This window comes from Kribbella sp. NPDC006257 (genome assembly GCF_040613535.1).
Taxonomy (GTDB): Bacteria; Actinomycetota; Actinomycetes; order Propionibacteriales; family Kribbellaceae; genus Kribbella.
Window position 1 is genome coordinate 162,369 of the sequence record NZ_JBEXSJ010000001.1, and the last position, 11,973, is coordinate 174,341.

Here is an 11,973-nt window from a genome sequence, read left to right on the forward strand (position 1 = left end):
CGCTCAGCTGACCGCGAGATCGACCCGGAAACGACCGTTGGACACTGTTGGTGGTCCGCCCCGTGCCGCCAGCCGTCTCCGACGCTGCGCCGACTCGCGCGCGGCTCCTCAGGTTGCCGGTGCCGTGTCGCGATCCACCCAGCTCATGTCTGGGTAGCGCGTGCCCGCTGGGTTGAGGGCCGAGAGCGCGGCGAGGTCCTCGGGGGACAGTTCGACAGACAGCGCGCCGTGGTTCTCCTCGAGGTAGGTGCGGCGCTTGGTGCCGGGGATCGGGGCGATGTCGTTGCCTTGGGCAAGGAGCCAGGCGAGGGCGACCTGGCCGGGGGTGGCGCCGACGCGGGCGGCGACGGCGCGGATCTCCTCCACCAGGGCGAGGTTCGCGGCGAGGTTGGTGTCGTCGAACCGGGGCAGCGTCCGCCGGAAGTCGTTCGCGGCGAGACCGTCGGTTCCCGCGATCGCACCGGTCAGCATCCCGCGCCCGAGCGGGCTGTACGGCACGATCCCGATCCCCAGCTCCCGGCACACCGGCAGCACCGAGTCCTCGATGTCGCGGCTGAACAACGACCACTCACTCTGCACCGCGGTGATCGGATGTACCGCGTGCGCCCGCCGGATCGTCTCCGCCGACGCCTCCGACAACCCGAGATACCGCACCTTGCCGGCCTCGACCAGCGAAGCCATCGCGCCGACCGTCTCCTCGATCGGCACCGACGGATCAGCCCGGTGCTGGTGGTACAGATCGAGATGATCCACCCCGAGCCGACCCAGCGACGCATCCACAGCCGATCGCACGTACGCCGGTGAGCCGTCCACCCCGGTGACCGCCAGCGTCTCCGGGTCGACCACGATCCCGAACTTACTCGCCAGCACCACCTCGTCCCGGCGTCCCGCGATCGCCTTGCCGATCAGCTCCTCGTTCGCCCCCGCGCCGTACATGTCAGCGGTATCGAGAAACGTCACCCCGAGCTCGAGCGCCCGATGCAGCGTTGCCACCGATTCGGCATCGTCGCCCGGCCCGTAGGCAAAACTCATCCCCATGCAGCCGAGTCCTAGCCGGCTGACCTCAGGTCCGTTGGTACCGAGAATCATCAGAAATCTCCAAGTTGTAGGCATGGCTCCGCCGACCGGCAGCAGCGAGGGTGGCCGGCAGCAGAAGAAAGAGGCAGTAGAAGAAAGATCAGGGAGCGCAGGTGCCGCCGTACGTGGTGATCTTGTACTCCGTCAGCGCGAGTGCCGCCGTCATCTCGCTGATCCGGCGCTGGATCATCGCGCGGTGCTCCTGCATGACTGCCAGGCGTTCCGGCTCGGTCTGCGGACCCTGGTTCACCAGGTCGATGTAGTGGCTGACCGTGGTGATCGGCATGTCCGACAGGCGCAGCCGGGTGACGAAGACGACGCGGGCGAGCGCCTCCCGGTCGTACAGGCGGTAGCCGTTGGCATCCCGGGCGACCTCCACCAGCCCGATCCGTTCGTAGTACCGGAGCGTGTGGGCGGTCAGACCGGTGACCGAGGCGACCTCGGCGATGCTCAGTTCATCGGGGAGGTCGGCCGGCAGATCGAGCAGGTGCAGCAGTTCTGGATCGAGCGGCGGCAGCTCCGGCGCCTCGTACCGCTCGGCGAGCGCCTGACGTCGGGCGGGGGAGCTGAGGACACCGGCTGTGTTCATGACCGAAACGCTACGGGTTAGAGTGCGCTCTAACGCAAGTGTGACCCCGGCCACAGGGGCAGGGGCCACACGGCAGGCAGGATCAGGAGAGCGACTGGCATTCCTGGCAGGTGCCGAAGATCTCCAGCGTGTGGCTGATGTCGGCGAAGCCGTTCTCGGCCGCGACCTTGTCCGCCCAGCGCTCGACGGCCGGGCCTTCCACCTCGACGGTGCGGCCGCAGTTGCGGCAGACCAGGTGGTGGTGGTGTCCCTTCGAGCAGCGCCGGTACGCCGTTTCGCCGTCCGCGGTGCGCAGCACGTCGACCTCACGCGAGTCGGCCAGAGCCTGCAGGGTGCGGTAGACAGTGGTCAGACCGACGGCCTCACCCGACCCCCGGAGCTCCTGGTGGATCTCCTGGGCGGTCCGGAAATCGTCGAGGCTGTCGAGCGCCGAAGCGACTGCCGCGCGCTGACGGGTCGAGCGTGTTCCGATGGCCACCGTGCCTCCTGTCATCTCTCGTCACCGCGATTCTCCCCGGCAACACCGGTAATTCTCTCACTATCCAGCAACTCAGTGCTCATCCCAGTGATCTCCGTGTGCCGCATGCAGATGCCCGTCGTGGACGTAGTCGACGTGATCATCGTGCTCGACCTTCGGATGACCGCACTCCGGACTATGCGCGTGCACATGCTCCGGACTCACCACATGCGGCGCCGGCGCCGGGATGTCGACCTCCGGCTCCTCATCGGCCAGCGGCGCCCTCACCGCCTGGCGGCGGCGGAGCAACGTGCCGACCGTGGCAGCCACGACGAACCCAGCCAGCGCCAGTACGACGATGGTCGCACCCGGAGCCACATTCGCGTTGTACGACGTGATGATGCCGGCCAGGCAAGCCGTCACGCCGATCGCACAAGCAGTGACGAACGTACTGCGGAACGACCGCGTCACCTGCTGAGCCGTAGCAACCGGCACGACCATCAGCGCGCTCACCAGGAGCAGCCCAACAGTCCGCATGGCCACAGTCACGGTCACTGCAGCCATCACAGCGATCAATAGGTTCAAGAGCTGCACACGAAGCCCGGTGACTCGAGCGAACTCCTCGTCCTGGCACACCGCGAACAGTTGCGGGCCGAGCCCGATCGCGACCACTAGAACAGTCGCGGCCAGCCCAACCACGACGTACAGGTCAGATGGCGAAACAGTGGTGAGTGAGCCGAACAGGTAGGTGTTCAGCGTTGCAGCGCCTTGCCCGGCCAAGCCGATCAGCAGCACACCACCTGCTATGCCGCCGTAGAAAAGCAGCGCAAGCGCGACGTCACCTGACGCCTTCCCGCGAGCCCGGACCAGCTCGATAGCTGTTGCACCAGCAATAGCAACCAGTACTGCGGTCAGCACTGGCGCCGTACCGGTCAGGAGACCCAGGGCGACACCGGTGATCGCGATGTGCCCGATCCCGTCGCCCATCAGCGACAGGCGCCGCTGGACCAAGTACGTGCCGATGGCCGGCGCCGACAACCCGGTCAGCAATCCGGCGATCAGCGCCCGCTGCATGAACTCGAGCTGGAACATCGTCACGACAGCCACCCCGGCTCGTCATCCGCGCTGTGCGGGTGGACATGGGCATGCGTCTGGGAGGCGTGCGGCGGTCCGTCGTACACGATCCGGCCGCGGCGAAGGACGACGGAGCGGTCGATCAAGGCATCCATCGGACCGAGATCGTGGCTGACCATCACGACGGTGCTGCCGCCGGCGACCCGTTCGCGGATCGCGTCGGCGAAGATCGCCTGGCTGGCCAGGTCGACGCCGGCCGTCGGCTCGTCCAGGATCAGCAGGTCCGGATCCGAGACGAGCGCCCGCGCGATCAGGACGCGCTGCTGCTGTCCGCCGGACAACTCGGCCACCGCGTCCTTGCGGCGGTCGACCATGTCCACGAGCTCCAGCGCGTGCTCCACCGCGGTCCGGTCTGCCGCCTTGAGCGGACGGAACAACCGCCGCCGCGACAGCAACCCCGAAGAAACGACTTCATACACAGTGGCGGGTACGCCGCCTGCCGCGGTGATCCGCTGCGGTACGTAACCGACGCGCTGCCATTGGCGGAACCGCGGCACCGGCGTACCGAAGAGTTGCACCTCACCGCGAGCGGCCGGGAGCAGGCCGACGACGGTCCGGATCAGCGTGGACTTGCCGGAGCCGTTGGTGCCGAGGACGGCGACGACCTCGCCCTGGCGGATCCGGAGGTCGACGCCCCGGAGTACGAGACGACCGCCCAGGTCGACCGAGAGATCGGTGACCTGGACGGCCGACTGCTGTTCTGAGGGGTGTTCTGGAGGGGTCACGCGCAGCTGTTCGCCTTCCGGAGCTCCTGCAGGTTCGCCCGCATCAGCGAGAGGTAGGACTCCTGGGAGTTCGCGTCCGAGAGGCCCTCGATCGGGCTCAGGACAGCGGTCTTGACGTGGACATCGCGGGCGATCGACTCGGCCACCTTGGGGCTGACGAGTTCCTCGTAGAAGATCGTGGACACCTTCTGCTCGCGCACGATGTTCTGGACCTCCCTGATCCGCTGCGGGGTCGGCTCGGCGTCCGGGGTGAATCCGGCGATTCCGACCATCTGCAGACCGTACCGCTTCGCGAGGTACGCGAAGGCCTGGTGGCTCGTCACGAACGTCTTGAGTTTGCAGTTCGCCAGGCCGGTCTTGAAGTCGTTGTCGAGCTTGGTGACGTCGGCCAGCATCGCGGCGGACCGCTCCCGGTAGCCGTCGGCGTTCGCCGGGTCGGTCTCGACGAACTTCTCGGTGATCGCCTTGACGACATCGGCGTACCGGACGGGGTCGAGCCAGAAGTGCGGGTCGAGCTCGTCCCCGGAGTACGCGGCCGGCTTGACCGCGGGGCCCGCGCCGCCTTCGGAGTGCTCCTCGAAGTCGGCGCCGGTGGCCTCCAGCGAAGCTGCCGGGGCCACGTCGAAGGCGGACTTCTTCGCGTTCTGGTCGATCGCCTCGTCGACGGCGGGCTGCAGGTTGCCCTCGAAGAGCACCAGCTTGGCCTCGGCGATGTGGCCGACCTGCTTCGGCGTGAGTTCCAGATCGTGCGGCTCGACGCCGGGCGCGGTCAGCGTCGTCACGTGCACGGCGTCGCCACCGACGGTCTTGGCGATGAACTCCAGCGGGTAGAACGACGCGACCACGTTCAGCTTGTCGCCGCTGCCGGCCGGGTCGTCGGCAGCGGAGTTGCCGCAACCTGCGAGAGTGACAACCGCCGCGGCCGCGACGCCGGCGACTACGGCGCGTAGAACTGGTCTCATGACAATCATTTTCATTTAATTGGGGATGGTTGTCAAAACAGGGAAGAATCCTGTCGTCGACAGTGGAAGGTTGGACGGATGCCGAGGCGGAACGTAGGGCGCAGGCGGGCCGACAGTAAGCCGAACCGCCGCGGCCGGATCGACATTCCGCCGGGCCACGGCCATGGCCACGGCCACTCGTCGGGCGAGCACGTGGTCGATACCTCGGTGGTGGATTCGGACGCGATCGTGGCGCGGCGGGTGCGGATCGTGGTGGCCGCGTTCCTGGTCCCGCTGATCCTGGCCGCGGTGATCGCGATGATCGTCCTGTGGCCGGGCGCCGACCTGAAGGTCCCGGCGGCCCAGCAGCAGGGCGCGCGCGGCACGGTGACGAAGTTGGTGCCGTGCCCGGAGACCCCGGCCGACTGCGACGAGGCGACCGTCCATCTGACCGATACACCCGGACTGAACGACAAGGGCCTGGACGTGCCGGTTCAGGTGCCGAAGGCCACCCAGGTGGCGCTTCCGGTCAAGGTCGGCAATCACCTGCTGCTGAACGTGAAGCCGGGCGACCCCATCAATACCCGCTACGACTATGTGGATCACGACCGGAAGGTGCCGTTGCTCTGGCTCGCGGGCATCTTCGCCGTGGCGGTGATCGCGCTGTCCCGGTGGCGGGGTGTGTCGGCGCTGATCGCGCTCGGCGTGACGGCGGTGACGCTGACCCAGTTCATCCTGCCGGCGATCGTGAAGGGGTCGAATCCGCTGCTGGTCGCGGTGGTCGGCGGCTCGGTGATCATGGTCATCGCACTCTTCCTCACTCATGGGGTGAATGCCCAATCCTCGGTCGCGCTGGCGGGGACGATCTCCGCGCTCGCGCTGACCGCCTTCCTCGGCTGGTTCTTCGTCAAGGTCAGTGCGTTCAGTGGTCTGGCGAGTGACGGCGCGTCGCAGATCAAGGGGCTGGTGCCGGGGATCGACCTGTCCGGGGTGCTCGTCGCCGGGATCGTGATCGGCGCGCTCGGCGTACTGGATGACGTGACCGTCACTCAGGCGAGCGCTGTCTGGGAGCTGTCGGCCGCCAACCCGTCGGCGAGCCGGTCCGCGCTGATCGGTGCGGGGCTGCGGATCGGGCGTGCGCACGTCGCCTCGGTGGTGAACACGCTGGTGCTGGCGTACGCCGGGGCCGCGCTGCCGCTGCTGATGGTCTTCGCGATCGGCGGGGTGTCGAGTGGTTATGTGGTGACGACCGAGATCGTCGCGGTGGAAGTGGTCCGAGGTCTGGTCGGAAGCCTGGGGATCATCGCGGCCGTCCCGTTGACGACGGCGCTGGCCGCAATGGCTGTCGCCGATCGGTCCCGCGACCTGGTGGCCGAAGCCGAACACCTTGGTGGCACAGGAGATTCTTCCGTCGAGGCATAGTTCGCCACGGTTCGGAGTTTGCGCGGAAACTGTCCGGATATTCCCGGAATCTGTCCGTGAGTTCTTCCCAAGAGGTCGGACGTCGATCTAAAGTTCCCGCAGTCACGGAATGTCTGCCCAAGATTACCTTCCGTGGCCGTTGATCGTGAGGAGCAACGGATGCGACGTCGCGTTGGGGTCTGGTTGTTCGGGGCCAGGGGATCGGTCGCCAGCACGACCATCGCCGGAGCCGCCGCGTTGCGTCACGGCGCCCCACCGGCCGGCCTCGTGACGGAGCTGCCCGACTTCGCCGGCGCCGGCCTGGTGCCGACCGACCACCTGGTCTTCGGCGGTCACGACGTCGTCGACACCCCGCTCACCAAACAGGTCGAACGCCTCGTCGCCGGCGGAGTGCTGCCACCCGGCCTGCCTGCCCTCATCGCCGCAGACCTCGCCGAAGCAGAACGCAACATCACACTCCTTCCCGAAGGCGGCACTCCGCACAACGGCCTCCACCACATCGCCGAAGACATCCAGGCCTTCCGCCGCCGCAACAACCTCCACCAAGTAGTAGCCATCAACCTCGCCTCCACCGAACCCCCAGCCCCACCCCACCCCGCGCACACAGACCTACAAACCCTCCGTACGACGCTCCGCCGCCCGATCACCTCCGCCGCTCGGGCCGCGATCTCCTCCATCCCCGCCAGTTCTTCGGACGGCTCTGCCTCGGTCGCCGGCACCGACCCGGTCGGCGAGCGAACCGGGGACGTCCTGCCCGCCAGCAGTTTGGCTGCGTTGGGGGCGTTCGAGGCGGGGGCTGCGTATGTGGACTTCACGCCGTCGACCTCGATCCGCCCCAAGGCTGTGCGGGAGTGGGCCGTGGAGAAGGGGATGCCGTACGGCGGGCAGGATGCGAAGACCGGCGAGACCCTGGTGAAGAGCGTGCTGGCGCCGATGTTCACATCCCGGGCGCTCCCCGTCCACGCCTGGTCAGGCACGAATCTCCTCGGCGGTGGCGACGGCGCAACTCTCGCGGACCCGCGCGCAGCCGAGTCGAAGAGCATCTCCAAGGAACGCGGCCTGTCCGAGCTCCTCGGCGACATCCCCGGCGAAGTGCACATCGATTACGTCGACCAGATGGGCGACTGGAAGACCGCCTGGGATCACGTGATGTTCTCCGGCTTCCTCGGCGTACGGATGACCCTCCAGTTCACCTGGCAAGGCTGCGACTCAGCCCTCGCCGCTCCGCTCGTACTCGATCTCGCCCGGCTCTCCGCCCTCGCCCTCGACCGCAACCACGTCGGCGCGATGCCGTTCCTCGGTTTCTACTTCAAGGACCCCATCGAGTCCACCGAACACTCCCTTCTCAGGCAGTACGACGCCCTAGTCGACTGGGTGCGCTCATGCTGAAGGATCTGGCCGAGCTGGTCCGCGCGCCCGCCGCCCTCACGGTCCCCGGCGACGTCCTCGCCGGAGCTGTTGCTTCAGGCAACGGACGACCAGCGCGCCTGGTAGGTCTCTCGGCATCGTCGATCTGCATCTACTGGGCGGGCATGGCGCTGAACGACTGGGCCGACCGCGAGGTGGACGCCGTCGAACGCCCCGAACGCCCGATCCCCTCTGGCCGCGTCACCCCACGCGCCGCTCTCGGTCTAGCAACAGGCTTAACCACAGCCGGCCTAGCCCTAGCAGCAGCAACAGGAGGCAGCGCAGCCTTCCGTACGTCGGCACTCCTCGCCGCCACTGCCTGGACCTACGACCTGGGAGCCAAGAACACCCCAGCCGGCCCAGCCTTTATGGCAGCCGCCCGCTGCCTCGACGTACTGGTTGGCGCAGGCAACAACCGCCGAGCAGCCTGGGCTCCCGCCCTAGCAGTAGGCACCCACATCCTCGGCGTAACAGCCATGTCCCGCGGCGAAGTCCACGGCAGCACCCCACTCCCACCACGCTCCGCCCTGCTCGCCACCGCCGCCATCACCACCTCAACAGCTGCCGCAGCCATCGGCAGCACCTCCCGCGCCGCCGGGGTCGTGACCACGGCTCTCGCAGGGTTGTTTGCTCGCGCGGTGGGGCCTGCGCAGTTTGCTGCGGCGCAGGAGCCGACTGGGCCGAGGTTGCGGAAAGCCGTGGGGGCTGGGATTCATGGGTTGGTGCCATTGCAAGCCGCCTGGTGTGCGCGCGGGGGTGCACCGCGGTTGGGTGCTGCTCTGGTTGTGGCGTTGCCACTGGCGAAGAGGTTGGCTCGGAAGGTGTCGCCGACATGAGGCTCGGATACGGGACGAACGGGTTCGCGAATCATCGGTTGCCTGATGCGCTGGCGGTGCTCGCGGACCTCGGGTACGACGGGGTCGCCTTGACGCTCGACCACAACCACCTCGACCCGTTCGGTACCGACCTGCGGGAGCGTACGGCGGAGGTGGGTCGCCTACTCACGCAGTACGGGCTGAGTGTGGTGATCGAGACGGGGGCGCGGTACATTCTCGACCCGGTGCGCAAGCACGAGCCGACGTTGTTGCACACCGACGGTGCGGAGTGGCGGATCGCCTTGCTGGAAAGGGCGATCGATGTCGCCGCCGACCTCGGCGCCGATGCCGTCTCGTTCTGGTCGGGCATACTGCCAGCAGACGTCTCGCCCGATCTCGGCTGGCAACGATTGGTCGCGAACTGCAGTCAACTCGTCGTGTACGCCGCCGACCGAGGCGTCCAGCTCGGCCTGGAACCAGAACCAGGCATGCTCGTCGACGACCTCGCCGCCTACCTCAAACTCCAAGCGGACGTGGGCAGCAGCGTCCTCGGCCTGACTCTCGACATCGGCCACCTGGTCTGCAACGAACCACAACCCCCAGCCGCCTGCATCGCCACCGGCGCCCCCTACTTGGTCAACGTCCAGATCGACGACATGCGCCGAGGCATCCACGAACACCTGGAGTTCGGCACCGGCGAGGTCGACTTCACCGCAGTCTTCCAAGCTCTCACCGACATCCAGTACGCCGGCCTAGTAGCTGTTGAACTCCCACGCCACTCCCACTCCGCCCCCACTACCGCCCGCGACTCCCTCACCTTCCTCCGAAGGTTCTCCTCATGACCGGCTTTGAACTCTCTCCCGACACTGAAGCCTGGTTAGCCGAGGCCCGTAAGCAACCGCTCGCCGAGGTCTTCCCTGCCGTTGCCCGCAAGGTCGGTCGCGAGCCGCTCGGTCCCGGATGGACCACGGACCAGGCAGTTCGCGCACTGCTGCTTATCGGCGTGCCCGCCGACGAAGTGCAGCTGGTCTATCGGTATGGCGATGCCGACGAGAAGCAAGCTGTCCTGCAAGCACTGTCGCTGGACGAGGTCTCAAAAGACCTCAAAGATCAAGCCCTGACAATTGTCGAGGACGCGATTCGCACCAACGACCAGCGGTTGCTGGCGGCAGCGCTCGGGCCCTACGCGACAACCTGGTTGCCGCAGGCAAGCTTCAGGCAGGCTGTGCTGAAGTGTGTTTTCGCAGGTGTTCCACTGGAGAAGGTCGACGGACTCCCGGCCCGAGTCGACGACGAGTTGATCCGGATGATGACCGACTTCGCCGCCGAGCGCGCCGCCGCCGGCCGGGAGATCCCGAAAGACCTCGAGCAGTACCTCACCGCATCCCCGCCCAGGAGAGGTGTCTGACCATGCGCATCTTCGATCCCCACATCCACATGAGTTCGCGAACCACGGACGACTACGCCGCGATGGCCGCGCACGGCGTCCAGGCGTTGGTCGAGCCCGCGTTCTGGCTGGGCCAACCGCGGACGAGTGTCGGCTCGTTCGAGGACTACTTCGACTCGCTCATCGGCTGGGAACCGTTCCGCGCCTCGCAGTACGGGATCAAGCACCACTGCACGATCGCGCTGAACCCGAAGGAGGCCAACGACCCACGCTGCCGGGGCGTCCTCGACATCCTGCCGCGATACCTCGCGAAGGACGGTGTGGTCGCGGTCGGCGAGGTCGGGTACGACTCGATGACGCCGGCCGAGGACGAGGTGTTCGCCGCGCAACTGGAGCTCGCCAAGCGGTTCGAGCTGCCCGTGCTCGTCCACACACCACATCGGGACAAGGCGGCCGGCACCACCCGCACGCTCGACGTGGTGAAGGAGGCAGGGCTCGCGCCCGAGCTCGTCGTGGTCGATCACCTGAACGAGGTGACCGTCAAGGAGGTCGCCGATTCCGGCTGCTGGATGGGCTTCTCGATCTACCCGGACACGAAGATGGATCCGGACCGGATGGTGGTGATCCTGCAGCAGTTCGGGACCGAGCGGATCCTGGTCAACTCGGCGGCCGACTGGGGCAAGTCCGATCCGCTGCGCACGTACGCGACCGGCCAGGCGATGCTCGCGGCCGGCTTCACGGCCGATGATATCGACCAGGTGCTCTGGCGCAACCCGGTCGCCTTCTACGGCCAGTCCGGCCGGCTCGACCTGGCAGCGACCGAGGCAGCGGAGACCTTCGAGGGGAACTCGATCCTGCGCGGAGCACGGTCATGAGGTTCCGGCATCCCGACGGCTCGATCGTCCATCTCGCGTACTGCACCAACGTCCACCCGGCTGAAGACCTCGAAGGCGTGATCGCCCAACTCGAAGGCTGCTCCGCCCTCGTCCGCAAACACCTGAAGGTCCCGGTCCTCGGCGTCGGCCTCTGGCTCGCGAACACCCTCGCGGAGCGATTGGCCAACTCGCCGGTCGCCCTCGGCAGGCTCGCCCGGGTCCTCGACCGGAACGGGCTGGAGGTCGTCACCCTTAACGGCTTCCCGTACGCCGGGTTCCACGACCGCGTCGTCGGCAAGAAGGTGTACCAGCCGGATTGGACCGAGCCGGCGCGCCTGCGCTACATGCTCGACCTCGTCAAGGTGCTGAGCGAACTGATGCCCGCGGACGCGGCGTACGGATCGATCTCGACGCTGCCACTCGCCTGGCGCACGCCGTGGACCCGCAGCCGCGACGCCGAGGCGCGCCAGGCGTTCGACAAACTCGACGACCAGCTCGCCCTGATCCGGACGAGAACGGGCCGCCAGATCCGCGTCGCCGTCGAACCGGAACCCGGCTGCGTCCTCGAGATGGTCGACCAGGCTGCCAACTGGCTCATCCCGTACGCCGAGGTAGGCGCAGTCGGGATCTGCTTGGACACCTGCCACCTGGCGGTCCAGTTCGAAGAGCCGGCCAAGTCGTTCGCCGTGCTGGCCGACGCCAAGGTGCCGATCGTGAAGAGCCAGGTCTCGGCCGCCTTGCACGTCGCCGAGCCGTGGGATCCGAAGGCGCGCGAACTGCTGGCCGAGTTCGCCGAACCCAAGTTCCTGCACCAGACGCGCGAGTACGGCGGACCGGGTGTCGACAACCTGGATCTCATCAGAGAGCTGTCCGGCCACGCGTCGTGGCGGGTCCACTTCCACGTCCCCGTGCACGCCGCGCCGCGACCGCCGCTGACCAGCACGACGGACGTCCTCGAGGAGAGCCTGCAGCACCTGGTCGGAGGTCCGCACCCGCTCACGCACCACCTCGAGTCGGAGACCTACACCTGGTCCGTCCTCCCCAAGGCCCCCAAAGGCCAGGAGGAACTGGCCGAAGGAATAGCCGACGAACTCAGCTGGCTCCGCGACCGCCTGGTCAACCTCGGCCTGACCCCACTCTGAAG

13 protein-coding genes are annotated in these 11,973 nt (G+C 67.4%); 7 read left to right on the forward strand and 6 right to left on the reverse strand.

Translation table 11 applies throughout. The features are described 5' to 3' along the window. Positions 1-108 precede the first annotated feature (108 nt). The 6 genes from ABZ004_RS00810 to ABZ004_RS00835 all read right to left on the reverse strand — a co-directional run bounded on the left by ABZ004_RS00810 (position 109) and on the right by ABZ004_RS00835 (position 4,944). Positions 109-1,089, reverse strand: coding sequence for an aldo/keto reductase (locus ABZ004_RS00810; protein ID WP_355677663.1), 981 nt, complete (start codon positions 1,087-1,089; stop codon positions 109-111). Between the two features lie 88 nt (positions 1,090-1,177). Continuing rightward, positions 1,178-1,666 (reverse strand): MerR family transcriptional regulator, encoded by a 489-nt coding sequence (locus ABZ004_RS00815; protein WP_355677664.1) that lies wholly within the window; start codon positions 1,664-1,666, stop codon positions 1,178-1,180. 82 nt (positions 1,667-1,748) lie between these two features. Continuing rightward, complete coding sequence (locus ABZ004_RS00820; protein ID WP_355677665.1) at positions 1,749-2,144, reverse strand: Fur family transcriptional regulator; 396 nt, start codon at positions 2,142-2,144, stop codon at positions 1,749-1,751. Positions 2,145-2,216: 72 nt separating this feature from the next. Then, positions 2,217-3,221, reverse strand: coding sequence for a metal ABC transporter permease (locus tag ABZ004_RS00825; RefSeq protein WP_355677666.1), 1,005 nt, complete (start codon positions 3,219-3,221; stop codon positions 2,217-2,219). After that, positions 3,218-3,982: a metal ABC transporter ATP-binding protein gene (locus ABZ004_RS00830; RefSeq protein ID WP_355677667.1), complete on the reverse strand. Its 765-nt coding sequence runs from the start codon at positions 3,980-3,982 to the stop codon at positions 3,218-3,220. Before ABZ004_RS00830 ends, ABZ004_RS00825 begins: the two co-directional genes overlap by 4 nt. Further along, positions 3,979-4,944, reverse strand: coding sequence for a metal ABC transporter substrate-binding protein (locus ABZ004_RS00835; protein WP_355677668.1), 966 nt, complete (start codon positions 4,942-4,944; stop codon positions 3,979-3,981). Before ABZ004_RS00835 ends, ABZ004_RS00830 begins: the two co-directional genes overlap by 4 nt. A gap of 78 nt (positions 4,945-5,022) precedes the next feature. Here ABZ004_RS00835 and ABZ004_RS00840 point away from each other — a divergent pair, with 78 nt between their 5' ends. The 7 genes from ABZ004_RS00840 to eboE all read left to right on the forward strand — a co-directional run bounded on the left by ABZ004_RS00840 (position 5,023) and on the right by eboE (position 11,971). Next, positions 5,023-6,345 carry a YibE/F family protein gene (locus ABZ004_RS00840; protein WP_355677669.1) on the forward strand — a complete coding sequence of 441 codons (1,323 nt, stop codon included), beginning with the start codon at positions 5,023-5,025 and terminating at the stop codon, positions 6,343-6,345. 159 nt (positions 6,346-6,504) lie between these two features. Beyond that, positions 6,505-7,734 carry an inositol-3-phosphate synthase gene (locus tag ABZ004_RS00845; RefSeq protein WP_355677670.1) on the forward strand — a complete coding sequence of 410 codons (1,230 nt, stop codon included), beginning with the start codon at positions 6,505-6,507 and terminating at the stop codon, positions 7,732-7,734. Then, positions 7,728-8,588, forward strand: a complete 861-nt coding sequence (locus ABZ004_RS00850) for an SCO3242 family prenyltransferase (RefSeq protein ID WP_355677671.1) — start codon at positions 7,728-7,730, stop codon at positions 8,586-8,588. Before ABZ004_RS00845 ends, ABZ004_RS00850 begins: the two co-directional genes overlap by 7 nt. Further along, the gene (locus tag ABZ004_RS00855) at positions 8,585-9,409 is read left to right on the forward strand and encodes a sugar phosphate isomerase/epimerase family protein (RefSeq protein ID WP_355677672.1); all 825 of its coding nucleotides are present in this window, start codon (positions 8,585-8,587) and stop codon (positions 9,407-9,409) included. Before ABZ004_RS00850 ends, ABZ004_RS00855 begins: the two co-directional genes overlap by 4 nt. Beyond that, the gene (locus ABZ004_RS00860) at positions 9,406-9,975 is read left to right on the forward strand and encodes an EboA domain-containing protein (RefSeq protein ID WP_355677673.1); all 570 of its coding nucleotides are present in this window, start codon (positions 9,406-9,408) and stop codon (positions 9,973-9,975) included. Before ABZ004_RS00855 ends, ABZ004_RS00860 begins: the two co-directional genes overlap by 4 nt. Positions 9,976-9,977: 2 nt before the next feature. Then, positions 9,978-10,829, forward strand: coding sequence for a TatD family hydrolase (locus ABZ004_RS00865; RefSeq protein ID WP_355677674.1), 852 nt, complete (start codon positions 9,978-9,980; stop codon positions 10,827-10,829). Further along, entirely contained in the window at positions 10,826-11,971 is a 1,146-nt protein-coding gene (eboE, locus tag ABZ004_RS00870; protein ID WP_355677675.1) for a metabolite traffic protein EboE, read from the forward strand. The genes ABZ004_RS00865 and eboE overlap by 4 nt, the downstream gene beginning before the upstream one ends. Positions 11,972-11,973 lie beyond the last annotated feature (2 nt).